The following is a 22,856-nucleotide window of genomic DNA, read 5'->3' as shown; positions in this document are numbered from 1 at the left end:
CCCAGTGAATGCAGAGGCTGCCCATGAATCTCGATCCGGCATCGGCTCAATACGGTTTTCTTAAAGGTACGGGAACGCTTGGCCAGCTGATTTTCGAACACGATTGGTCGACCTCGCCGCTGGGACCGATCACCCAATGGCCGCAAAGCCTCAAGACCGCCGTCAGCCTGATGCTCAATTCGCGTCAGCCGATGTGGCTGGGCTGGGGCGACAAGATTACCTTTCTCTACAACGACGCCTATATCGACGTACTTAGCCAGGCCAAGCACCCATGGGCGCTGGGACGGCCGGCTGCCGAAGTCTGGGCGGAGATCTGGGATATCTGCGGACCTCTCGCAGACAAGGTGTTTCAGAAAGGCGAAGCGACCTTCGTCGATGATGTACGTCTGTTCATGAGCCGCGAAAGCGGGCCGGAAGAGAACTATTTTTCTTTCTCCTATTCGCCGATCCGCGACGAGTCCGGAGAAGTCGGCGGCTTGTTCTGTCCGAACGCCGAGATGACCGACAAGCATCTCAACGCCCGTCGCCTGCGCACCCTGTCCGAGCTTGCTTCCGGCGCCCTGATGGAGCGCACGGCCAGCGCGGCTGCCGCCACGGCGGCAGCTATTCTGGCGAAGAATCCCGACGACATCCCTTTTGCCCTGCTCTATCTGACGGATTGCAGCCAGCGCCAGGCCGTGCTGGAACAGACCGTCCACCTGATGCCGCTCAATGGCATTGCACCGGACACGATCGCGCTCGATGCGGATGATCCGGGACAGCTCTGGCCGGTAGCGCGCGTGCTGTCCGGCGTCACCAAGGAACTGGTGGACGTACGTCATATCGACACGCTGCCGTTAGGGTTGGCGGATCAACGCATCCGCGACGCCATCATGTTGCCGCTCGCTTCGCCGGGCCAGGAACGTCCTATGGGCGTGTTGATCTTCGGTATCAATCCGACGCGGCCGTTGGATGAGGATTATCAGACTTTCTTCGATCTCCTGGCCGGGCAGATCGCTGCCGCCATTCAACAGGCACGCACCGCTGAGGCGGAGAAACAGCGCGCCGATCTGCTGGCGGAACTGGATCAGGCCAAGACCGCATTTTTCAGTAATGTCAGCCACGAATTCCGCACTCCGCTGACACTGATGATGGGACCGCTCGACGACATGCTGGGTGATCAGGAACATCAACTGGCGCCGGTACAGCAACAGCGTGCCGGCATGCTGCGCCGGAATACCCAGCGTCTGCAGAAACTGGTCAACGCCCTGCTCGACTTTTCCCGCATCCAGGCCGGACGTGCCGACGCATCGTATGTCAGGATTGACCTGGCGGCGTTCACCTCGGATCTGGCGAGCAGCTTCCGTTCGACCATCGAAGGCGCGGGCCTGATTTTTGAAGTCGATTGCCCCCGGCTGGAAGAAGAAACCTACGTCGACGTCACGATGTGGGAAAAGATCGTTCTCAACCTGCTTTCCAATGCCTTCAAGTTCACGCTTGACGGGAAGATCACCCTCAAGCTCAGCGGTCACGGCGACCATGTTGCGCTGTCCGTCACCGACACCGGCGTCGGCATCGCCAAAGACCAATTGCCGCTGGTATTCAAACGCTTCCACCGCGTCGAAGGCGCGCAGGCGCGCACGCACGAAGGATCCGGCATTGGTCTGGCGCTGGTGCGCGACCTGGTGAGCTTGCAAGGCGGCACGATTGAAGTCGACAGCACGCCGCAGTTCGGCTCTGCATTCCGATTGACCATTCCAACCGGGCGGGGGCACCTGCCCGCCGACCGCGTCATCGATAGCAAAGAGACGGTCAATTCCGCCCTCAGCCCGCTGGCAGGTGCTTACGCGGCCGAAGCCGATCGCTGGATTGCCGTCAACCGCGCCGAAATTGAAGAGGCGCGACAGCTGCCGCAAAGTGCATCCGCGACGCGCGACCCCATGTTGTGCCTGGGCGCGCGCATTCTGGTGGCGGACGATAACGCCGACATGCGCGACTATCTGAGCAATCTGCTGCAACCGCACTGGGAGGTCGAAACCGTCGCCAACGGCGTCGACGCGCTGGCCGCCGCACGCGCCTATCCGCATGACCTGATTCTGTCCGACGTGATGATGCCGCAGCTTGATGGTTTCGGCCTGCTGGCCAAATTGCGTGCCGATGACGCCACCCGCAATATCCCCTTCATCCTGCTGTCGGCGCGTGCCGGTGAAGAAGCCCGTCTTGAAGGCCTGGCCGCCGGCGCCGACGACTATCTGGTCAAGCCTTTTTCCAGCCGTGAACTGATTGCCCGTATTGAATCGATGCTGCTGCGCTCGCAGATCCGCGCCATGGAAAAGCGCCACGCCGACCGCATGAGCACAATCTTTGCCCAGGCGCCGGTAGCCATCGCCATCACCCGCGGTCCGAATCACGTTTTCGAACTGGCCAATGCTCCCTACATGGAGCTGATCGGCAACCGTCCCATCATCGGCAAGAGCATCCGCGAATCGCTGCCGGAGCTGGAAGGCCAGAGCGTGCTCGGCCTGCTCGACAACGTTTATCGCCACGCCGAACCGTACATCGGCCGCTCGCTCGGCGTCAATCTGCGGCGCGGCGGCACCAGTGTGCCCGAAGAGCGCTTTTTCGATTTCGTCTACCAGCCGATGCTCAAGCCTGACGGCAGCATCGAAGGCATCGCCGTCGTGGCGTTCGAAGTGACCGAACTGACCCGGGCGCGCCAGGCTGCGGAAGTCGCCAATCGCACCAAGGACGAATTCCTGGCCATGCTGGGCCATGAATTGAGAAATCCGCTCACGCCGATTCTGACCGCAGTGCATCTGATGCGCTTGCGCGGCGGTGGCGGCGTGGAGAAAGAATGCAGCGTCATCGAACGCCAGGCCCGCCATCTGGTGCGGCTAGTCGATGATTTATTGGATGTATCGCGCGTAGCGCAGGGAAAAATCAATTTGCAAAAGAAAAAAATAGAAATTGCCGACGTCATCGCCAAGGCAATCGAAACCGCCAGCCCGCTGCTGGAAGAACGTCATCATCGGCTGAGCATCAACGTGCCGTCGCAAGGCCTGCTGGTGCATGCCGATCCGGAACGGCTGACACAGGTGCTCGCCAACCTGCTGACCAACGCCGGCAAGTACACCGAGAATCGCGGCCATATCCGCATTGACGCCACGCTGGACAACAGCCAGGTAGTAATTGATGTGCGCGACAACGGCATTGGCATCAAGGCCGAAATGTTGCCGCACGTCTTTGAAATGTTTGCCCAGGAGACGCAGGCGATCGACCGCGCCGGCGGCGGTCTGGGATTGGGGCTGGCCATCGTGCGCAGCCTGACCGAGCTGCATGGCGGATCGGTGCACGTGCACAGCGCGGGCGCAGGCATGGGCAGCGTGTTCACCATCAAGCTGCCGGCGGTCATGAGCGAGGCTTCACCGGTATTGCTGCCATTGCCGGCGGAAGATGCCATCGACCTCGCGCCTGCTCCGGAAGGCTGCGCCATTCTGGTGGTCGACGATAATCAGGACGCCGCCCAAATCCTCGCCGAATTGCTGGCCATGCAAGGACACGATGTCCGCGTCGCCTACGATGGCCCGTCCGCACTGGATCTCGTCAAACATTTCACGCCGCGCATCGCCTTGCTGGATATCGGCCTGCCCATCATGGACGGTTATGAAGTCGCCGCTCACCTGCGCGCCCTGCCGCAGTTGCAAGGCATCGGCCTGATCGCACTGACCGGCTACGGCCAGGCCAGCGATCGCCTGCGCTCGGCCAATGCCGGATTCGACCACCATCTGGTCAAGCCGGTCGACATCGATGTCGTGGAAGAGTTGATCCGCACCACGCTCGCGACGCGTCCGACCGACCCGCAAGTGCCAGCGGCGATGCTGGCAGCCGCCGCCGCGAATGCGGGTGGCGTCGGCGAGAACGGCAGCGCAGGCTGAGATTTAGTCGTGACGCTGCTTGTGGCGTTCACTCTCCAGGCTTACAGCCCGCAGTGAAATAAATTCCTCGGCGTCGCCGATAGCCGCCGTCTTGGTGGCGCGCATTTCACTGCAGACGTGGCTGGGCTGCTGCCCGCCATTGATCAACACTACGCCACGATACTGGGACGGCCCCAGTTTCTCGACGCCGGCCTGCATGGACGGGCTGTTTAGTTCGGGCAGGTATTCACCGCCGGGTACATCGATAGGTATGGTCATGCCGGGTCCTTTCTGGTTGATGAGGCCGATGCTGCGCGTGGCACGGAAGATGAAAACAGACCGAGCAGCTTCTTGCTCAGGCGCTGGCGTTTTCCCACTGCCGCGTAGTCGCGCCAGGGATCGCGTTTCAATGCCGTGAGGCGGTCGCCGATATTGCTGACGGTAAAACTGTCGGCATGAATACGCGGCGACAATTCATCCCATTCCAGCGGCGTCGACACCGGCGCATGCGGGCGAGCGCGCGGCGAATAGGCCGCTACCGCCGTCGCGCCCGCCGCGTTGCGCAGGTAGTCGATGAAAATTTTTCCGGTGCGGGCAGTCTTCGCCATCTTCGCGGTGAAATGATCGGGCAGCACTTGCGCCATGTGTTCGGCGACTTCCCTGCTCCATTGCTTGACGGTATCCCAGTCATGCTCGGCGGCGATCGGCACGACAACATGCAATCCTTTGCCGCCGGAGGTTTTGAGGAAGCATTCCAGACCTACCTCTTGCAGCAGGCCGTGCAACAAATTGGCGCCGTCCACGACCTGCTTCCACGCCACATCGGGCGCAGGATCGAGATCGAAGATGATGCGATCCGGTTTCGTCAGCTTGCCCTTCGAAGCGCCCCAGGTATGCAACTCCAGCACGCCCATCTGCACCGTGGACACCAATGCCGGAAGGTCATTGATCATCATGTAGTCGGCGCTTCCCTCGCCTTCCGGTACGACGATTTTTTCAATCGTTGCCGGCATGCCGGCGCCCAGATGACGCTGGAAGAAACACTTGCCCGCACGCCCGTCCGGGCAACGCACCATCGTCAGCGGCCGCTGCTGAAGATGCGGCAGGATCCAGCCGGCGATGTCGGCATAGTATTGCGCAAGGTCACGCTTGCGCAGATCGGAATCGGCGAACAATATCTTGTCGGGATGCGTCAATTGAATGCCGGCGACGCTGCCAGCAGCGTCGCTGTTGCGATGAGGACTGCAGCGGGATGTCGCCGAAGATTTTTCCGCCGGTTTGTGAAGCGGCTGTTCCCGCACGATGCCGCTCGCCTTCTTGTCCTCGCGCAAAGCGACAAAAGCGCCATGCCGCAAAATGCCGGCTCTGGTCCATTGCGCGAACTTTACTTCCGCCACCAGCCGGGGCTCCAGCCAATGCACGCCACGCGCCAGGCTGCCGCGCGGGGGATTGGTGAAGGCCGGTTGATCCCGCAGCAGCGGCTTGAACTTCTTCAGCAGCGAAACCAGCTGCCGATCGTCAAATCCCGTCCCGACCCGGCCGGCATAACGCAGGCTGCCGTTCTTGCCGTCGTAGACGCCCATCAGCAGCGCGCCGAATCCGGCCCTGCTGCCTGCCGGATCGGTGTAGCCGGCGATAACGAACTCCTGCCGCTGCGTACATTTGAGCTTGAGCCAGTTGCGGTCGCGCCGGCCGGAATAGACGGCATCGGCGCGCTTGACCACAGTGCCCTCCACGCCGTGCATGCAGGCATGCCGGTAAACCTCATCGGCGTTGCCGACTACATGTTCGCTGAATCGGATCAAGCCGCCGGCATGCTCGTCGCCGGCTTCCGGCACCAGCGCGCGCAACAGCTGCTTGCGCTCGATGAGCGGTGTGTCGCGCAGGTCGCGGCCGTTCAGGTAAAGCAGGTCGAAGGCGTACAGCAAGAGATGTACGTCTTCGTCATTGGCCTGATCTTGCAATGCTTCGAAGCTGATCGTGCCGTCGTCGAGCACAGCCACCACCTCGCCATCGATCCAGGCGGACTCTGCCGGCAACGCCGCCAGCGCCTTGACCAGCTGCGGCCAGCGCTTGCTCCAGTCGAGATGCTCGCGCGTAAAGATACCGGCTTTGCCGTTCTCGATGCGGCACAGGGCGCGATAACCGTCGAATTTCATTTCGCTGAGCCACTCGTCGCCCTCCGGCGCGTGTTCGGCCAACGTCGCCAGTTGTGCATCCACCATGGCGGGCATGGCGTCGGGGCGCTTTGGTGAGCTTGCCGTTTTCCTGCCGGCGGCGGAAGCGGTCCCAGGCTTGTTCGTCCTGGCGCCGCCTGAGACTTTCACGCTCTCGGGCCGCAATTCGGTGATGCGCGCCGCCTTGCCTTCGCGTGCCTCCTCGTCAGTTTCCTTGATCAGGAGCCAGTTTTCCTTGTCGGGATCGGCTTTGCCCATGCGTACCAGAACCCATCGGCCGTTGAGCTTGGCGCCGCGCAATTCGAATTCTAGCCGCCCTTTCCTGAGTCCCGCCGCTGCATCGCCCAGCGGCAGCCATTCGCCGCGATCCCACAGAACCACTTCGCCGGCGCCGTATTGATGCGCGGGAATCGTTCCCTCAAAAGTCCCGTAGTCGTAGGGATGATCCTCCACCCGCACCGCGAGGCGCTTGTCGTGCGGATCCAGACTCGGTCCTTTGGGCACGGCCCAGCTCTTCAACACGCCGTCCAGCTCAAGCCGGAAGTCGTAGTGCAAGGCCCGTGCGTGATGGCGCTGGATGAAAAATCCCAGCGCCTTGCCCGATTTGCGTCCGATCGGCGGCGGCTCCGGCGTGATGTCGAAGTTTCGTTTAGTGCGGTAACGGGCGAGACTCATGCCCGCGCCCTCGCCGTTGCTTTGCTTGCCTTGGTCGCCGTGCTTGCCTTGCCATGGCCGGCTGCTTTGCGTCGGGCTGCCGTGGCGGCGCCGGGCTTGCCGCCGTCCTTCTTGTCGATGCTCTGCTTAAGCAAGGCCATCAGGTCGATCACCTTGGCACTGCTGCGCGGTTTCGTGTCTTCTGCGGCATCCGGCTCGGCGATCTCGTGGGTCTGGCGGCTCTTGATTTTCTTGTTGATCAGCGCCATGACGTCATCGCGATACGTGTCGTGCAACGACTCCGGATCCCAGTCGCCGGACATGCTGTCGACCAGCGACCTCGCCATCTCCACTTCTTTGGCCGTCAATCCCGCTTTCTTTGCATTGCCTTCCGGCACCGGCAGATCTTCCGGTGCGCGCAACTCGGCGGGATAGCGCAAGGTAATCAAATTGATGATGTCGTCGTAAGGCGTCAGCGCAGCGAGGTGCTGACGCGTGCGAATGACGATGCGCGCCAGCGCGACCTTGCCGCTTTTACGCAAGGTTTCGCGTAGCAAGGCGTAAGCCTTGGCGCCGCTCTTGAGCGGGACCAGGTAATACGGTTGCTCGTAATAAGTGATGGGAATCTGGACGGCGTCGACAAAGGATTCGATATCGATGCTCTGGGTGGCGTCAACGTTGGCGCGACGCAAGTCTTCATCCGACAGCAGGACGTATTTGCCGTCTTCGTATTCATAGCCTTTGACGATGTTGTCCCAGACCACTTCCTTGCCGGTTTTCTTGCTGATGCGCTTATAGCCGACAGGCGACAGATCGCGCTTGTCCAGCATGGTGAAGTCGAGTTCATCGGACTTCTCGGCGGTGAACAGTTCCACCGGAATGTTGATCAGCCCGAAACTGATCGCTCCCTTCCACAAGGCTCGTCGCATGATGGGCCATCCTTTCATGACATGGAAGAAAGTATCGCGCAGCAACGCTGAAGCTTCAGTCGGCCATCGGCTGATGTTGCTGTAAGACGTATGGCGACGGCCTGCCGGTATGGCGGCAGCTACAGCCTCAGCGCCACGGCGTGCAACGTATCGCCGAAACCGCCGCGCGCGTGGCTGGCGATGCGGCTGCTGGTTGTGACGCGCGGAGCGGCGCTCCAGGCGATGCGGGCACCGCATGCGACCAGCGCCTGCACCAGGGCGACATCCTCCCCGCACGGCAGCGGCGGAAAACCGCCGGCCTTGCAATAGGCCGATGCCGAGACGCCCAGATTGGCGCCATGAATGTGGCGATGCTCGTCACGGTCGCAATAGGTATCGGAAAAATGCCTGCGCAACGCCGTCTGCTGCTCGCCGTGCGGCGTCCAGTCATCGACCGATACCGTGCCGCATACGGCGTCGCTGCCCTGCGCCAGCTGTGCCGCCAGCCAGGCGTGCGAAACGACGGTATCGGCATCGGTGAATGCCAGCCAGCGCACACCGGTTTCCAGCAGGAAAGCCGCTCCTGCAGCACGTGCCATACCGACATTGCAGGCCTCCACGCGCAGCACGTCGAGTTTGAAATCTGCCGCAACTTCACAGGATCGATCGGTACAGGCGTCCAGCACCACAGCGATGCGAACCGATTCCGTGAGGCCCGGATGCAACGCCGCCATCTGTACTGACAGCAGGCAGGCGCGCAGATAGTCCTCTTCGTTGTGGGCGGGAATGACGACGCCGATCATGCAAGCTCCTCGAGTTGCGCCACCGACCGGGTCTCCCGACTCCAGACATCCAGCAGAAAATCGCTATCCTCGTAGCGTCCCGCATGTTGCAGGTTGTCCAGGCGATCAAAGCCGGCATGCACCGCATCGGTGGCGTGCAGCCGCTGATCGAACCGCCGCTTCCAGTGACAAGCCACCAGTACGCCCTCCGGTGCGAGCGAGGCATCGACCATTTGCGGCAACTGCTGCAAATCCGACGGATCCAGATAGTAGGCAAATTCACTGATTACGATGAGGTCGAAACAATCGCCAAGCCGTTCCGGCCATTCGCGCGGAACCGACATGCAGGCAAAACGCGCCGCGCAATTCGTACGGCGAACCATGGCGGCTTGCGTCCAGCGCTCGCGCGATATTTCCACCGCAGCCGGCGAAAAATCTGCAGCAAGCAGGCGGTCGCAGCGGCGGCCGAGCGCCAGCGTCAGCTCACCGCTGCCGCAACCGGGTTCAAAGGCGTGACGAAAACGCTGCCGCGGCAAGACTGCCATCACCAGGCTGCGCTTGCGCTGTTCGTACCAGTTGCCGGCGATCCTCCAGGGATCATCGCTCTTGTCATAGAGCGCATCAAAATAATCGCGGCTGGTTGCTGTCTTCGCTACGGTGGCGTGAGTGACTTTCGCGTCCATGCTTTCTCCCCCCGGCTTTCAGAATATTCAGACAAAGTAAATCTCATAAGGACGCGTGAAATGCGCCAGCACTTCCGGCGGCAGGATCGCGGCGCTGCCGAGGGACAAATCCGGTTCCAGCTGGCTGCGATAACTCTCCAGCGCGGCCTTTTTGCGCGCCTGCATTTCCCGGTCGAGCGGCAGTTTGCGCGCGCGCGACCAGGGAATGCCGGGGTTGTCCGGCGTACGCCAGTGCCAGGCCCAGATCGGGATTTCAATATGGCGGCAGCCGGCGGCACGGGATGCGGCCATGCTGGCCCGGCCGACGCCCTCGTGGTCCGGGTGGCCGTCAAGGTGCCAGGTGGAAAGAACGGTGTCGGACGCTTGCAGATAAGCGCTCAGCAGATCCTCCAGTTTGGTGCGGAATTCAGTGATGCGGCCATCGGGCAGGTGCGCCCGCATGATGTCGATATTGGCGATGCCCAGCCGCGCCATGGCTTGCGCCGTTTCCGCCGGACGCACGTGCGAGAGCAAGCCGGCGCTGAACACCGATTCGTCGCCGTGGCTTTTTTCGCCGTCCGAGACGGCAATGAGCAGGATGGCGCTGCCTGTCTGCGCCAGTTGCATCAGCAGGCCGGCGCAGCCCAGCACTTCATCGTCAGGATGCGGCGCTACGACGACGGCGCGTGAGCCCGGCGATACCAGCGTCTCCGGACGCACCTCCGGAACTTCGGCGAGATGCGGGTCATCGCGCCACAGGCGTTCCAGGGTGGCCCTGTCTGCCGGATATGCCACCTCGGCATCAGGTGGCGCGGATGTTGTCTGCGTCAGAGTTGCCATTCGTCTACTCCCGCAATTTCGCCATGCTGAACGTCCGATTGCGCCAGCGCAGCAAGATCCCGTTCCGCATGGCTCTGGCGCAGGAACACCGGCAAGTCGGCCATCATGCGGGCGAACCATGGATCCTGACAGAGCGGCGCGGCCCCGAGGGCGCGACCGGCGGTATAGATCACCGTATTGGCCGCCTGCTCAACGGCCAGACGCGCGCGCATGGCAGTGCGGTAACAGTCTGCTGCCGGCGCGTCGTCAATGAATTGTGCGGCTGCGCGCAAGCTCGCTGCAGCAGCGCTCAAGGCCACGTCCGCGCGTCCCAGATGCGCCAGGGCGTGCGGATCGTCCCTGCCCTGCAGATGCCGGCGCAGATAGCCGGCCAACGCTGCGGCAGCGCCATGCCAGCAGGCAGCGATCCCTACGCCTCCGTGCCAGAAGCCGGAGCGGCCGGTATAGAATCCCGGCGCACCTACGGCCGTGCCGCGCGCTTTGTCGAAACGAACCTGTACGCTTCTGGTCTGCGCCATGCCGACGGCATGCCATCCTTCGTCGGCAGTCGTGACGCCGGGCTGGTCCAGATCGACTGCAGCGAGGCACTGCTGTCCTTCGGCATTCCAACCGCTGACAATGGCATGTGTGAGCACCGCAGCGCCCGAGCACCACGCCTTGACGCCGTCGATCACAACCAGTCCGCTTTCTTCCGCGGCCGCAGGATGAATCTGCAAACGGGCCTGCGGAGGTTCCGCGCACCACGTTCCCCAGACGCTCAGAGGCGGTGCGAAATCCATTCCGGCTTCCGCCAGAATCGCCAGCGCATCGGTGTGTCCTTCATACAGCTTGACCAGGCTCAGGTCGTGCGCCGCCACCACCGCCAAGGCGCGCCAGCGCTGCAAGGTTTGTCCGGCCCCCGGCAAGGGAAGACTGTCCAGTCCGCCATCGATCAGGGCGCACAGCAGCTGGCCCGCATCCGATTGCGCCTCCGGGGTCGCGAGGAACTCGACCAGCGCCTCCACTTTGGCGGTGCCGGCATCCTTATTGGATGAGGTCGCCATCAGATCACCGGCGGGTCGGTTTCACGCCCGAGTTCACGCGGACCGGCCAGTGCCTGGATGAACTGCGCCAGCGCTTCGTCAAGTTGATCCGGCGCCGCATTGATAAGAGAAAAATCCTGATCGCCGGTCGGCAATGCTGCAGGAAGCCCGGCGCGGTCGATCATGTTGGCGGCAGCGCCGAGGGCGAGTATGGGCTTGCAATGCCGGTATTGATCCTTGAGAAATTCGATCGCCAGTCCGTTCTCGCACAGGCTGATGACACTGGCCTCGCCGGGAGCAATGATCAGTCCATCGTACAGCGCTGACGGCGCGGCGTCGATGGTGATGTCGGCCTGGCGTGGAACATTGTCCAGGCCGGCGATCAGTCCCAGTCTGGGGGCTAGCAATCGCGGCACCGCGCCCTGCTCCAGCAACACGTCGCAGATCCTGCCGATGGTCTGGGTATCGGCGCCGTCGGCAGCAAGGATCGCGACGCGACGCGTGGCAATGCCAACGTTGCCCGGATAGAACGTCAGCGACAACGCCGGCGACGGCTCATAGACGGTATCGCTGTTTCCCGCACCGGGTGCAGGATCGGGAACTGCGAAACCCAGGCCTTCGGCCACGCCGCCGGCGAGCAGATCGTCGACATTAGCCAGCAGGGAAACGACGCGCTGGCGGATTGCCGGCGTCTGTACGCGCGTCAGTTCGAAGCGGAAAGCCTTGATGATGTGGCGTTGTTCTTCAGGAGACTGGCTGTTCCAGAACAGTTTGGCCTGGGAGTAGTGATCGGCGAATTTTTCCGGTTTGGCGCGGACCTTGTCGCCTTCCACCGGTTGAAGAAAACTGCTGAACCCGGCGGCGCCGGCCTGAAACGGACAGCCGCCGCCAAGAGAATTCGGCTCGTACGACACGCGGCCGCGGTGAATCGCCTGGCGATGCATGCCATCGCGTTGATTGTTATGGACCGGCGCCAGCGGCGCATTGATCGGCAACTCGTGAAAATTGACGCCGCCCAGCCGGCTGATCTGCGTATCCAGATACGAATGGATGCGTCCTTGCAGCAAGGGATCGTTGCTGAAATCGATGCCCGGCACGATATGGGCCGTACAAAAGGCGACCTGCTCGGTTTCGGCGAAAAAATTATCCGGATTGCGATCGAGCAACATTTTTCCGACCGGCCTCAGCGGCACCAACTCTTCTGGCACGATCTTGGTCGGATCCAGCACGTCGAAGTCAAAGCTCTCGGCTTCTTCTTCAGTGAAGATTTGCAGGCTCATTTCCCATTCTGCCGGATGACCCGATTCGATCGCTTCCCACAAATCGCGGCGGTGGAAGTCCGGGTCCGCGCCACCGATCTTGACCGCCTCATCCCAGGCCAGAGAATGCGTGCCAGCCAGCGGCGTCCAGTGAAATTTGCAAAAGACGGATTTGCCTTCGGCGTTGACCAGACGGAAGGTGTGCACGCCGAAACCTTGCATCATGCGGTAGCTGCGAGGGATGGCGCGGTCCGACATCTGCCACAGCAGCATGTGCGTGGACTCGGGCATCAGCGATACGAAGTCCCAGAATGTGTCGTGTGCGCTGGATGCCTGGGGCATACCGAAATGCGGTTCCGGCTTGAGCGCATGGACCAGATCAGGAAACTTCATCGCATCCTGAATGAAAAACACCGGAATGTTGTTGCCGACCAGATCCCAGTTGCCCTCGTCGGTATAAAACTTCACCGCGAAACCGCGCACGTCGCGCACAGTGTCGGCAGAACCTGCGCCGCCGGCCACCGTCGAGAAGCGGGTAAACACGGGGGTACGCTTGCCCGCGGCCGCAAAGGGCGCGGCACGGGTAAGCTCACTGAGGTCTTCATAGGCTTCGAAGTAGCCATGCGCCGCCGATCCGCGCGCATGTACCACACGCTCAGGAATGCGTTCGTGGTCGAAATGCGTGATCTTTTCGCGCAGGATGAAATCTTCCAGCGCGGTCGGTCCACGGACGCCGGCCTTGAGAGAATTCTGGTTGTCTGCAACCGGCACGCCCTGATTGGTGGTCAGCGCCTGCGCGCCGGAGTCGACGCGGACGCGATCCAGATCGCCGCTAACCGCGTTGTTGCCTGGCACCGGCTTGCCGGCGCCGGTCTTGGGCGACGCCACGGTTTCACTGATGCTGCTGCCGGTGACCTGTGGTCCGGACGGTTTGGCAGTGATGCCGGCGGAGGCGATCGCGGGATTGTCGCGATTGCTGATCATCTTGTCCGGCTTGCTTGCGTTGCTGGGAATGCCTGCCGACAAGGCGGCCGTTCCTGTGACTTTTTTCAGCAAGTCGGGCGGAATGGTTTTCTTGCCTGCGTTTGTGTTGACTTCGGCCGCGCCGGACATGGTGCCGAGCACCGAACCGGCGCCTTCGCTGCTGCTGCCGTTGCCGCTTTTCTTTACTGCCATGATGTTTGCCTCTTCGTTTGTGCGCATGAATGACAACGCATGCGCGAGCAAAGAATCACGCGCCACGCCGACTCGAAGCTAGCGTAGAAGCAAAGCACGGCGGACAACATAAGCGGATGTCTTGTTTGAATGTCAGACTTGCTGAACCCGGCCCGTTGAATATTTTTTGAAGCGGGCGCGGCGGGAGTGCGTGTGCAAACAGACCGGGCGAGGGAATCAGAACAGCACGCCTTGACGTTGGTCGACGGCGGCGTTTTGGCGAGCGGGAGATTTTGCGGCTTTCTTCTTTGTCGGACGCGCGGCTTCAGATGGCGCTTCCTGATGTTGCAGCCAATGCGCCAGCATGTCGATCACATGCTGTGTCTCGCGCGTAGTCAGGGCGGTGCCCATGCCGATGCCGTGCCATTTCTCCAGGCAGGAGCGGCAGCATGTCGCCGTTGCATGCTGTGCGACAAAGACCGGATGGCCGCGAAACGGGGTCTGCTTGCCGTCCTTCTCCGGCTGCGCCGGCGCCAGTCGCGTGGCGATGAAGCTTTCGGCATGCTGCAATACCTCTTCCAGCCCGTGCTCCTGCAAGTAGCTATATTCGCGTGCCTTGAGGGTGAAGCGGCGACGAAAGGCCGAATGCTGCAGCCGGTCAACAATCAGGTCTGGTGGAAACATGGCGTCCGTATGGAGTGGCGACGAATTTATCATAGCGCCCTCGCTGCCGGGATGCAGTAGGCATACGCTGATTGCGCTGTCGGATTTCGCCTCACCATTACCTTCTCGAGCCGCCTTCCTACGCCACAAGAGGATGTGCGCCGACATCGATTTCTTCGTCCCGTGGTTATCGTGCCAGACAAGGAAAGTCCCGTAACAACCCGGCTTGCTCCGTGAATAACAATGACAAAATCCGTTTCGTGGCTAAAAAGGCTGGGCCCCGGCCTGATCACCGGCGCTGCCGACGACGATCCCAGCGGGATCGCCACCTATTCGCAAGCCGGTGCGCAATTCGGATTCAATACCTTATGGACGGTTCTGCTGACCTATCCCTTGATGGTCGGCATACAAATCGTCAGCGCACGCATCGGCGCGTTCAGCGGGCATGGGCTGGCGACCAACATCGGGCGCTACTTCCCGCGCTGGCTGCTTTACCTCATCGTAGCGCTGCTGCTCATTGCCAATGTCATCAACATCGCCGCCGATCTGGTCGCCATGGGCGACGCCGTTACGCTGGTGATCGGCGGTCCGCATCATATTTACGCGCTGGCGCTGGGTGTAATCTCCATCATCTTGCAGGTAATGGTCCCCTATCAACGCTACGTCAATGTCCTGAAGTGGCTGACGCTGTCGCTGTTTGCGTACGTCGGAACGATCTTTGCCTTGCATATCGACTGGGCGGAGGTATGGACGCGCACTTTTATTCCACATCTTTCCTTCAACAGCGACTATCTGACGATGATCGTGGCGATCTTCGGCACCACCATCAGCCCCTACTTGTTCTTCTGGCAGGCATCGCAAGAGGTCGAGGAACAACATCGCGCACCAAGAGCAGACGCGCTCAAACGTCGCCCGGACGAAGCTGCTGAGGGCGTCTCCCGGATGAAATTCGACACTTGCGTCGGCATGGGCGTATCCAATGCCGTGGCGTTTTTCATCATGCTGACCACCGCCGTCACCTTGCATCAGCATGGTGGCCATCTCATCGAGAGCAGCACGCAAGCTGCGGCTGCCCTGAAACCGGTGGCGGGTGAATGGGCGTTTGCCTTGTTCAGCGTCGGCATCATCGGCTGCGGCATGCTGGCCATCCCCGTACTGGCGGGATCGGCAGCGTACGCCATGGCCGGCGCCTTCAACTGGAAAAACAGTCTTGAAGACAAACCGCAGAAGGCCAAACGCTTCTATAGCGTCATCGCTGTGGCAACCCTGCTCGGCGTCGGCATGGCATTCAGCAAGGTCAATCCCATCCAGGCGCTGTTCTGGAGTGCGGTGATCAATGGCGTCATCGCCGTGCCGGTAATGGTGATCATGATGCTCATGGCGGTCAACCCGCGCATCATGGGCCGATTCGTGATCGGCATCAAGATGCGCATTCTCGGCTGGTGCGCAACCGCGGCGATGCTGGCCTCCGTGCTGGGGATGGCTGCCACCATGCTGTGACGTTTTACGCTGTCCGCCTGTAGTCTCTCTCTGTCAGGTCCGACAACATACTCTTACGCCCGAATCGGTCCCAGGCACATAGGCATGGGCTTTCTCAGCGCCTACCATGGTGACTCATTTCCGGGAAAGCCGTGCGGCGGAAGTTCTTCCTCCTCCGCTTTCGTCGTGCATTTTCCGGGAATGATCATCATGGCGCCGTCACTTTGGCAATCTTTCGGCGCCTCTGCAAGATCTTCAATGACCGTCTCACTTTTTTGACGCCAGCGACGGTAGCCATCTCCGCCAATAAAAAAGCCGCTCATCAGAGCGGCTTTCAGTTCGTCCCCACCAAAGCAGGGACGATACACAAGCTGTTTTTGTTGGTTATGCCGGATTATTGTTTGGCGACAGATGCAGGCAGATGACGACCATGGAATTTCACGTAGATTGCATCCAGCTTGCCGTTGCGGTGATTGGTCAGGACCCAGTTGTTGATCCACTCCTTCAGACGCGGTTGGTTCTGGTTGAACGCAATGCCCAGGTCGAAGTCTTTTTGCGCAAACTTCAATTCCAGATTCTTGCCTGGTGCGCGCTTGATCATTTCGCCGAGGTTGGACGGTGTGCTCGAGAAAATCTCGACCTGACCGGTCACCATCGATGTGATCAGGGTGGCGTCGTCTTCATAGCGCACGATTTCGGCGCCCTTGGCTTGTGCCGTTGTCAGCGTGTCGTTGACGGTGGCGCGTGTCAGGCCGATACGTTTGCCGTTGAGGTCGTTGTAGTCCTTGATCTGCATGCTCTTCGGACCGCCGACGATGATGGTGATGACAGCGTAAGGCACGGAGAAGTCAACGACCTTGGAGCGCTCAGGCGTGATCGACAAGTCGGCGATGACGACGTCGGCACGGTTGGCTTGCAGTGTCGGGATACGTGCAGCGTTGGTGACCGGCACGATTTCCAGCTTCACGCCCAGATCTTTGGCGAATTGCTCGGCGGTTTCGACGTCGGAACCGGCTGGTTGCAGGTTGGCGTCGGCAAAGCTGAACAGCGGCGTGCCCATGGCGATCGCCACGCGGACCTTGCCGGCCTTCTTGATGTCGTCGAGCTGGTCAGCCATGGCGACGTGCGCCAGACCGGCGGTCAGCAGTGCAGCGATACAGGTGCGGGCGAAGAGTTGATTCAGTTTCATGCAGGTCTCCTTGGTTTGATTGTGTTGCAATGAAAAAATAAAAATCAGAATGTCGGATTACAGGCCGTTGTTCAGGAAGGCTCGCAGTTCCGGCGTCTTGGGGTTGTCCAGCATTTCACCCGGGCCGACTTCCCATACGGTGCCCTGGTGCATATAAATGATGCGATCGGCCACGCGCTTGGCGAAGGCCATTTCATGCGTCACCAGCAGCATGGTCATGCCGCCCGCCGCCAGATCTTCCATCACGCGCAGCACTTCGCCGGTCAGTTGCGGATCGAGCGCCGAGGTGACTTCGTCGAACAGCATGACCTTCGGCGCCATCGCCAGCGAACGGGCAATCGCCACGCGCTGTTGCTGGCCGCCCGACAGTTGTTCGGGATAAGCGTCGGCCTTGTTGCCCAGGCCGACTTGCTCCAGTGCCGCCATCGACACGGTCAGGGCTTGCGCTTTCGGCTGCTGCTTGACGTGGCGCAGCGCCAGCATGATGTTTTCCTGCACGGTCAGGTGCGGGAACAGGTTGTAGCTTTGAAATACGATGCCGACTTCCTGACGCAGCTTGTGCAGGTCGATATGCGGATCGTCGACACGCATGCCGCACACGTCGATGGTGCCGGAGTCGACTTTTTCCAGGCGATCGATACAGCGCAGGGCGGTGCTCTTGCCGGAGCCGCTGGCGCCGATGATGGCGATCATCTCGCCCTTTTGTACTTCGAAGGAAACACCCTTCAGTACCTGATTGGAGCCAAAGCTCTTATAGATCTGGTCGACCTTGACGATAGGGCCTGCCTGGCCAACAGGGGTATTAACGGTTGCTGACATTGAGCTTATTCTCCATCGATTCACTCCAGCGCGAGAGCGGGTAGCACAGTACAAAATAGAACACCCCTACCAGACTGAAAATCAGGAAAGGCTGAAAAATTGAGTTGTTGATAATCTGACCGGCGCGGGTCAGTTCGATAAATCCGATCACGGACGCCAGCGAAGTCATCTTGATGACTTGCACCAGGAAGCCCACGGTCGGCGGCAGCGACAGGCGGAACGCCTGCGGAATGATCACCAGGCGCAGCGTCTGCCAGCGCGTCAGCGACAGGCACTCAGCAGCTTCCCATTGCGGACGCGGCATCGCTTCCACACAACCGCGCCAGATGTCGCCCAAGTAGGCGCTGGTATAGACCATCATCGCCAGACCGGCGGCCACCAGTGCCGGCAAGGCAAAGCCGTACACCGACAGGCCGAAGTAGACAATGAACAGCAGGATCAGCAGCGGAATGCCCTGAATGCACTCGATGTACACCAGCGTCGGCATCCACAGCCAGCGGCGCGGCGAAATGCGCGCCAGCATCACGGCAAAACCGCCGATGCTGCCCAGGATAAAGGCCAGACCGGACAACACCAGCGTCCACCAGATCGACTGCACCAGATAAAGGAAATGTCCCCAGGAGAAACTGCCGATCATGATGCGCTCCCGTTGGTGTTCGAAGGTGTTGTTGTTGTGGCGGCTGCGCCTGCAGCCGCTGCTGCAACATTTGCCTGAAATGGCGGGATGGCAGGCGGACGGCGGCGCGCCATTTCCAGCGCGGCGCGACGGATGACGCGGCGGCGCTTGAACAGGTATTCACCGAAACCCCATGCCAGCAGCTTGACCAGAATCGACAGCGCCAGATACATGAAGGCGACCACGATGTAGGTTTCCAGCGAGCGGAAGGTATCCGACTGCACGGTGTTGGCGATCGCGGTCAGCTCTTCCGCCGAAATCTGCGACGCCATTGCCGAAGCTTGCATCATCAGCAGGAACTGGCTGGTCAGCGCCGGATAGACGCGTTCGATGGATGGTTGCAACATGACGTGCCACGCGATGCGCCAGCGCGACAGGCCGAGGCATTCGGCCGCTTCGATCTGTCCCTTTGGTACCGATTCCAGGCCGGCGCGAATGATTTCCGCCGCATAGGCGGCGATATTGATGATCATCGCCAATACGGCAGCGGCAAACGTCGGCATGTGAATGCCAAGGCTGGCCAGCCCGAAGTACAGCAAGAAAATCTGCACCAGGAAAGGCGTATTGCGTACCGCCTCAATATAGGCGGAACAAGCTTTGGAAACGAAGCGGTTGCTGCCGCGCTTGAGAAATGCGATCAGCGTGCCGATTGAGACCCCGACCACGATTGCGACTGTGGTCATCTTCAGCGTCAGCCATGCACCGGTCAGGAAGACCGGCCAGTACGGCGCAAGAGGACCAAAATTAAGTGAAAAACCCATGCCGATGATGCCCTTTATACGTGGCGTTCTACTCTGCTCGGCGATGTAATGACAGTGGAGGACACGAGGAAACCGCCAACAAAAAAAGGCGAACCGCCGTGAATGATACAGATCGAAAAAACGATCGATTTCCCTGAGCTTGCGGCGTCATCAGCGGGATTTGTGCAGCTCCCCTCCGATTGCGTCGCGTGCATACGGTGTGGGCGTTATTGTTATTGGTTACTGTCGCTCACCGTCACTACTACCGTCTCGCTACTCCTCGCTCATGACCGGCAACATTGCGCTGTCTCCTGCCGGATGATGAACCAGGTTAACTATCTTGCTATCCACCCTTGCTTGCTGCTTTTGCCTCAAGCGGAGCAAAGATAGCATAGATGTACGATAACATACAATTAAAAAATGTGCGCATTCACCTATTGCCATCAAAGGGTTTATTTGGCGGCAACAGGTGCACTTCTCCGATGTGATTATTTCGGATCGAAAGGCCCGGTGGCAGTAAAAATGCCGCCCTGATAGACACGCACCGGATCGTCCGCTGCCGGCATCGGCTGCGCTTCGATCCTGGCACGATAAATGTCCGACGTGTCGCGCGCCTTAAAGCCCAGATGCGCCGCGTAGCGATTGTCCCACCAGGTCGATGGATTGTCGGACATCCCATAGACCACGGTATGGCCGACGTTCGGTGTAAACAGGCAGCAGCGCAGCAGTTCGGTCAGATCGTCGTAGCTCAGCCAGCTGGCCAGCGAGCGGCGGTCCTTCGGTTCCGGGAAGGACCAGCCGATGCGGATGCTGACGGTCTCGATGCCGTAGCGGTCAAAGTTGAACTGCGCCATGTCTTCGCCATAGGACTTGGACAAGCCGTAATAGCCGTCCGGACGGCGCAGATCCCGGGCATCGATCTTTTCATCCTGGCGGTAAAAACCGGTGACATGGTTGGAGCTGGCGAAAATCACGCGCTTGACGCCATGGCGGCGTGCCGCTTCGTAGACATGGAAGATGCCTTTGATATTGGCTTCCAGAATTTCTTCAAAAGGACGCTCGACCGAGACGCCGCCCAGATGCACGATGGCGTCGCAACCGGCGATCAGTGCATCCATTGCTGCACGGTCGGCCAGGTTGCAGGGAACCACTTCTTCATGCGGCGCAGCCTCGCCGGGCAAAGCGGCGGCCAGATCGGACACACGCAACACCTCGGCAAATGCCGCCAGCCGCGGGCGCAGGACTTTGCCCAGACCGCCGCCGGCGCCGGTCAGCAACAGGCGGCCAAACTTCTGACCAACTTGGGATGAATGCGAATCGGATGCTGCCGTGTTTGAGGTTGTTGCTTGGTCGGCCATGTTCAGTGTTTCCAGTATCGGTAGGGTATTCGGGGAGCTGCTTGCACTTGCTTTAGCACTTGCTTTATATAACTGCCGGAGGTCTTTTCCGCTTTGGATCACTGGCGCGCGACCTATTTGCCCGGACTTTCGCGTGATACGTTGTCTTATAACGCGAGCAAGGATTATCGGCCTCGCCTCAATTCCTTGTCAAACAAAGTCCGAGGTAAAAATAAAATATTCTTGCATTGCAGCGCATCAAATTTCTTGTTTTTCACACTTACTTCCATTTGCGCAAATGAGAAATCACTTTAAATATTTATTTTTAAATAATTTGAATAAATTCAATCAATTAAGATTGATAGTTAAAGCAAATACTGATCATTGAATTTACTCGCAAATTGACTTGTCTGCGCACTGCACCAAACTTCCCACTCCAACCTGTCCTCTTCCATTGAGACCCATAAAAAGTCTTCCATTGCCATTGGCAAATTCAGAAATCACATTGTATGATGACTGATAACAAATAATTCCAATCCAAATCGAGACATTCTTCAGCCACTCCTGCCACTCATCAATGCCATCATGACGCCACAAGAACTTAAATCCATCATGGGCTCCGGCCTGCTTTCGTTTCCCCTGACCGACTTCGACGCAAATGGCGATTTCAATCGCCGTGGCTATATCGAGCGTCTGGAATGGCTGGCCCCTTACGGCGCAAGCGCCCTGTTTGCCGCAGGCGGCACCGGCGAGTTCTTCTCGCTGACGGGCCAGGAATATCCGACCATCATCCAGACCGCGGTCGAAACCTGCCGCGGCAAAGTGCCGATCATCGCCGGCGCCGGCGGCCCGACCCGCTACGCCATCGAATGCGCCCAGGCCGCTGAAAAAGCCGGCGCGCACGGCATCCTGCTGCTGCCCCACTACCTGACCGAAGCCGGCCAGGACGGTCTGGCGGCGCACGTGGAAGCCGTCTGCAAGAGCGTCAAGTTCGGTGTGATCGTCTACAACCGCGGCCAGTGCCGCCTGACGCCGGCCACCCTGGCGCGTCTGGCTGAGCGCTGCCCCAACCTGGTCGGCTTCAAGGACGGCATCGGCGACATCGAACTGATGTCCTCGATCTACATGAAGATGGGCGACCGCTTTGCCTATCTCGGCGGCCTGCCGACTGCGGAAGTCTATGCAGCCGCCTACAAGGCGCTGGGCACGCCGGTGTATTCCTCCGCAGTGTTCAACTTCATCCCGAAAACCGCGATGGAGTTCTATCACGCCGTCGCCAACGACGACATGGCAACCCAGCACCGCCTGCTGCGCGAGTTCTTCATGCCCTACCTGGAAATCCGCAACCGCATGCAGGGCTATGCGGTCAGCATCGTCAAGGCAGGCGCCCGCCTGGTCGGCCACGACGCCGGTCCGGTGCGTCCGCCGCTGACCGATCTGAACAGCGCCGAGTGCGAAGCGCTGGCGGCGTTGATCGCCAAGATGGGGCCGCAATAAGTACATAAGAACAACAGAGATTACCGCCGTACCTCACTAAAACCCAAGGAGACTAGATGTTCAAGAAATGGATGTACCTCTGCAGCGCCATGGCATGCTCGATGGTCATTGCACAAGGCGCTGCCGCAGCACCGACAGCCGACGAACAAGCCGTTGCGACCGCCGTTGAAAAACTGCGTGCCGCCATGACTTCCCCGATCGACCGCGCTTCGCTGGAACAACTGGTCGACAACCATCTGAGCTACGGCCACTCGAACGGCGTCGTGCAAACCAAGGCAGAGTTCATCGGCCAACTGGTCAGCGGCGAATCGACCTTCGTCACCATCACCCTGTCCGACCAGACCGTCAACGTGCAGCAAGACGTGGCCGTCGTGCGTCACACCCTGACAGCAGCGACCAATGACTCCGGCAAGCCGGGCAATGTCTCGTTGAAGATCCTGATGGTCTGGAAGAAGACCGGCGGCCACTGGCATCTGCTGGCGCGCCAGGCAGTACGTTTTGCGGCGCCGACCTGATTCAGGTTTGCTGTCGGAAAACAAAAAACCGAAGCTGCGGCTTCGGTTTTTTTATGGCCGTCAGATCACGGCGCAGCGAAAAATCAGCTCACAATGAACTGATAGTCGATCAGAATCTTTCCCGACGGATCGACATGCAAGACTTCCAATCCGGTTGCCAACACATCACCTGTCGCCGGCTGGATCATTTGCCAATTGAAGATAACAACGTCGCGCAGCAACTGCGCATTAGGGACGGCGCGAAACAGATTGCCGTTGATCTCGACGTTCTTTTCAAAAGAGCCTGCAATCCGTTCTTCCAGCTCGCGATAACCGCGTGCTTCGCGGGTTTTCACATAATGTGCGCCATCGACGGCCCAGAGCGCCTGGATGTGTTCGCGCCTTACTGCGTTGTCCGGTTGATTCCACACCGATACGTAGCGGTCCGCCAATGTTTGTGCCTGAAGTGTCATAGTCGTGTCCTGTCTGGTTGAGATGAATGGCGACAATCAGCAAAGGCGTCGGATGTGCCTTGCTCTGATTGACGCATACCTAAGCCGCCAGTGTAGTAATAGATGATTGGACGATCCATGCTCAGTACGCTACATTT

Annotated in this window: 20 protein-coding genes; 4 read left to right on the top strand and 16 right to left on the bottom strand. The window is 60.0% G+C overall.

Annotation, left to right across the window (positions count from 1 at the left end; translation table 11 throughout):
• Positions 1–23: 23 nt before the first annotated feature.
• Complete coding sequence (locus tag AC1RN6_RS17955; protein WP_493006806.1) at positions 24–3,914, top strand: ATP-binding protein; 3,891 nt, start codon at positions 24–26, stop codon at positions 3,912–3,914.
• Between the two features lie 3 nt (positions 3,915–3,917).
• Here AC1RN6_RS17955 and AC1RN6_RS17950 read toward each other — a convergent pair whose 3' ends face one another.
• From AC1RN6_RS17950 to AC1RN6_RS17910, 9 genes are all read right to left on the bottom strand, one after another.
• Positions 3,918–4,172 (bottom strand): hypothetical protein, encoded by a 255-nt coding sequence (locus AC1RN6_RS17950; RefSeq protein ID WP_493006805.1) that lies wholly within the window; start codon positions 4,170–4,172, stop codon positions 3,918–3,920.
• Positions 4,169–6,745 (bottom strand): DNA ligase D, encoded by a 2,577-nt coding sequence (gene ligD / locus AC1RN6_RS17945; protein WP_493006804.1) that lies wholly within the window; start codon positions 6,743–6,745, stop codon positions 4,169–4,171. The genes AC1RN6_RS17950 and ligD overlap by 4 nt, the downstream gene beginning before the upstream one ends.
• Positions 6,742–7,653: a non-homologous end joining protein Ku gene (gene ku, locus AC1RN6_RS17940; RefSeq protein WP_493006803.1), complete on the bottom strand. Its 912-nt coding sequence runs from the start codon at positions 7,651–7,653 to the stop codon at positions 6,742–6,744. Before ku ends, ligD begins: the two co-directional genes overlap by 4 nt.
• A 119-nt stretch (positions 7,654–7,772) precedes the next feature.
• A complete protein-coding gene (locus AC1RN6_RS17935) occupies positions 7,773–8,435 on the bottom strand; it encodes a glycosyltransferase family 2 protein (RefSeq protein WP_493006802.1) in 663 nt (220 codons plus the stop codon).
• Positions 8,432–9,097 (bottom strand): SAM-dependent methyltransferase, encoded by a 666-nt coding sequence (locus tag AC1RN6_RS17930; RefSeq protein WP_493006801.1) that lies wholly within the window; start codon positions 9,095–9,097, stop codon positions 8,432–8,434. The genes AC1RN6_RS17935 and AC1RN6_RS17930 overlap by 4 nt, the downstream gene beginning before the upstream one ends.
• Positions 9,098–9,124: 27 nt before the next feature.
• Positions 9,125–9,916 (bottom strand): PIG-L deacetylase family protein, encoded by a 792-nt coding sequence (locus AC1RN6_RS17925; protein WP_493006800.1) that lies wholly within the window; start codon positions 9,914–9,916, stop codon positions 9,125–9,127.
• Positions 9,904–10,959, bottom strand: coding sequence for an acyl-CoA dehydrogenase family protein (locus AC1RN6_RS17920; RefSeq protein ID WP_493006799.1), 1,056 nt, complete (start codon positions 10,957–10,959; stop codon positions 9,904–9,906). The genes AC1RN6_RS17925 and AC1RN6_RS17920 overlap by 13 nt, the downstream gene beginning before the upstream one ends.
• A complete protein-coding gene (locus tag AC1RN6_RS17915) occupies positions 10,959–13,373 on the bottom strand; it encodes a catalase (protein ID WP_493006798.1) in 2,415 nt (804 codons plus the stop codon). Before AC1RN6_RS17915 ends, AC1RN6_RS17920 begins: the two co-directional genes overlap by 1 nt.
• A gap of 216 nt (positions 13,374–13,589) precedes the next feature.
• Positions 13,590–14,036, bottom strand: coding sequence for a DUF4186 domain-containing protein (locus AC1RN6_RS17910; RefSeq protein ID WP_493006797.1), 447 nt, complete (start codon positions 14,034–14,036; stop codon positions 13,590–13,592).
• Between the two features lie 222 nt (positions 14,037–14,258).
• Between AC1RN6_RS17910 and AC1RN6_RS17905 the strand changes: the two genes are divergently transcribed.
• On the top strand, positions 14,259–15,515 hold the full coding sequence (locus AC1RN6_RS17905) for an NRAMP family divalent metal transporter (protein WP_493006796.1): 1,257 nt from the start codon (positions 14,259–14,261) through the stop codon (positions 15,513–15,515).
• Positions 15,516–15,616: 101 nt separating this feature from the next.
• Here AC1RN6_RS17905 and AC1RN6_RS17900 read toward each other — a convergent pair whose 3' ends face one another.
• The 6 genes from AC1RN6_RS17900 to AC1RN6_RS17875 all read right to left on the bottom strand — a co-directional run bounded on the left by AC1RN6_RS17900 (position 15,617) and on the right by AC1RN6_RS17875 (position 20,276).
• Positions 15,617–15,817, bottom strand: coding sequence for a hypothetical protein (locus AC1RN6_RS17900; protein WP_493006795.1), 201 nt, complete (start codon positions 15,815–15,817; stop codon positions 15,617–15,619).
• Positions 15,818–15,888: 71 nt separating this feature from the next.
• Positions 15,889–16,683: a transporter substrate-binding domain-containing protein gene (locus tag AC1RN6_RS17895; RefSeq protein ID WP_493006794.1), complete on the bottom strand. Its 795-nt coding sequence runs from the start codon at positions 16,681–16,683 to the stop codon at positions 15,889–15,891.
• A 57-nt stretch (positions 16,684–16,740) separates the two neighbouring features.
• Positions 16,741–17,502, bottom strand: a complete 762-nt coding sequence (locus AC1RN6_RS17890; RefSeq protein WP_408168654.1) for an amino acid ABC transporter ATP-binding protein — start codon at positions 17,500–17,502, stop codon at positions 16,741–16,743.
• A complete protein-coding gene (locus AC1RN6_RS17885; RefSeq protein WP_050478149.1) occupies positions 17,486–18,139 on the bottom strand; it encodes an amino acid ABC transporter permease in 654 nt (217 codons plus the stop codon). Before AC1RN6_RS17885 ends, AC1RN6_RS17890 begins: the two co-directional genes overlap by 17 nt.
• Entirely contained in the window at positions 18,136–18,939 is an 804-nt protein-coding gene (locus AC1RN6_RS17880) for an amino acid ABC transporter permease (protein ID WP_493006793.1), read from the bottom strand. The genes AC1RN6_RS17885 and AC1RN6_RS17880 overlap by 4 nt, the downstream gene beginning before the upstream one ends.
• A 467-nt stretch (positions 18,940–19,406) precedes the next feature.
• The gene (locus tag AC1RN6_RS17875) at positions 19,407–20,276 is read right to left on the bottom strand and encodes an NAD-dependent epimerase/dehydratase family protein (protein WP_493006792.1); all 870 of its coding nucleotides are present in this window, start codon (positions 20,274–20,276) and stop codon (positions 19,407–19,409) included.
• 564 nt (positions 20,277–20,840) lie between these two features.
• Here AC1RN6_RS17875 and kdgD point away from each other — a divergent pair.
• Together kdgD and AC1RN6_RS17865 are read left to right on the top strand one after the other, a co-directional pair.
• Complete coding sequence (gene kdgD, locus AC1RN6_RS17870; protein WP_493006791.1) at positions 20,841–21,752, top strand: 5-dehydro-4-deoxyglucarate dehydratase; 912 nt, start codon at positions 20,841–20,843, stop codon at positions 21,750–21,752.
• A gap of 56 nt (positions 21,753–21,808) precedes the next feature.
• The gene (locus AC1RN6_RS17865) at positions 21,809–22,267 is read left to right on the top strand and encodes a nuclear transport factor 2 family protein (protein WP_493006790.1); all 459 of its coding nucleotides are present in this window, start codon (positions 21,809–21,811) and stop codon (positions 22,265–22,267) included.
• An 83-nt stretch (positions 22,268–22,350) separates the two neighbouring features.
• On the opposite strand, the gene AC1RN6_RS17860 is transcribed toward AC1RN6_RS17865, so the two are convergent.
• The gene (locus AC1RN6_RS17860; RefSeq protein WP_493006789.1) at positions 22,351–22,719 is read right to left on the bottom strand and encodes a hypothetical protein; all 369 of its coding nucleotides are present in this window, start codon (positions 22,717–22,719) and stop codon (positions 22,351–22,353) included.
• Positions 22,720–22,856: the final 137 nt, after the last annotated feature.

This window comes from Herbaspirillum sp. GW822-FHT03A08, from assembly GCF_058801885.1.
The sequence above is the reverse complement of the archived record's forward strand: the minus strand, read 5'-3'. Positions and strand labels throughout refer to the sequence as shown.

What these genes read in the sequence shown, in the direction of transcription:
- AC1RN6_RS17955 (WP_493006806.1), top strand. Translation starts at nt 24, where the DNA reads ATGAATCTCGATCCGGCATCGGCTCAATACGGTTTTCTTAAAGGTACG.
- AC1RN6_RS17950 (WP_493006805.1), bottom strand. Translation starts at nt 4,172, where the DNA reads ATGACCATACCTATCGATGTACCCGGCGGTGAATACCTGCCCGAACTA.
- ligD (WP_493006804.1), bottom strand. Translation starts at nt 6,745, where the DNA reads ATGAGTCTCGCCCGTTACCGCACTAAACGAAACTTCGACATCACGCCG.
- ku (WP_493006803.1), bottom strand. Translation starts at nt 7,653, where the DNA reads ATGCGACGAGCCTTGTGGAAGGGAGCGATCAGTTTCGGGCTGATCAAC.
- AC1RN6_RS17935 (WP_493006802.1), bottom strand. Translation starts at nt 8,435, where the DNA reads ATGATCGGCGTCGTCATTCCCGCCCACAACGAAGAGGACTATCTGCGC.
- AC1RN6_RS17930 (WP_493006801.1), bottom strand. Translation starts at nt 9,097, where the DNA reads ATGGACGCGAAAGTCACTCACGCCACCGTAGCGAAGACAGCAACCAGC.
- AC1RN6_RS17925 (WP_493006800.1), bottom strand. Translation starts at nt 9,916, where the DNA reads ATGGCAACTCTGACGCAGACAACATCCGCGCCACCTGATGCCGAGGTG.
- AC1RN6_RS17920 (WP_493006799.1), bottom strand. Translation starts at nt 10,959, where the DNA reads ATGGCGACCTCATCCAATAAGGATGCCGGCACCGCCAAAGTGGAGGCG.
- AC1RN6_RS17915 (WP_493006798.1), bottom strand. Translation starts at nt 13,373, where the DNA reads ATGGCAGTAAAGAAAAGCGGCAACGGCAGCAGCAGCGAAGGCGCCGGT.
- AC1RN6_RS17910 (WP_493006797.1), bottom strand. Translation starts at nt 14,036, where the DNA reads ATGTTTCCACCAGACCTGATTGTTGACCGGCTGCAGCATTCGGCCTTT.
- AC1RN6_RS17905 (WP_493006796.1), top strand. Translation starts at nt 14,259, where the DNA reads ATGACAAAATCCGTTTCGTGGCTAAAAAGGCTGGGCCCCGGCCTGATC.
- AC1RN6_RS17900 (WP_493006795.1), bottom strand. Translation starts at nt 15,817, where the DNA reads ATGAGCGGCTTTTTTATTGGCGGAGATGGCTACCGTCGCTGGCGTCAA.
- AC1RN6_RS17895 (WP_493006794.1), bottom strand. Translation starts at nt 16,683, where the DNA reads ATGAAACTGAATCAACTCTTCGCCCGCACCTGTATCGCTGCACTGCTG.
- AC1RN6_RS17890 (WP_408168654.1), bottom strand. Translation starts at nt 17,502, where the DNA reads ATGTCAGCAACCGTTAATACCCCTGTTGGCCAGGCAGGCCCTATCGTC.
- AC1RN6_RS17885 (WP_050478149.1), bottom strand. Translation starts at nt 18,139, where the DNA reads ATGATCGGCAGTTTCTCCTGGGGACATTTCCTTTATCTGGTGCAGTCG.
- AC1RN6_RS17880 (WP_493006793.1), bottom strand. Translation starts at nt 18,939, where the DNA reads ATGGGTTTTTCACTTAATTTTGGTCCTCTTGCGCCGTACTGGCCGGTC.
- AC1RN6_RS17875 (WP_493006792.1), bottom strand. Translation starts at nt 20,276, where the DNA reads ATGGCCGACCAAGCAACAACCTCAAACACGGCAGCATCCGATTCGCAT.
- kdgD (WP_493006791.1), top strand. Translation starts at nt 20,841, where the DNA reads ATGACGCCACAAGAACTTAAATCCATCATGGGCTCCGGCCTGCTTTCG.
- AC1RN6_RS17865 (WP_493006790.1), top strand. Translation starts at nt 21,809, where the DNA reads ATGTTCAAGAAATGGATGTACCTCTGCAGCGCCATGGCATGCTCGATG.
- AC1RN6_RS17860 (WP_493006789.1), bottom strand. Translation starts at nt 22,719, where the DNA reads ATGACACTTCAGGCACAAACATTGGCGGACCGCTACGTATCGGTGTGG.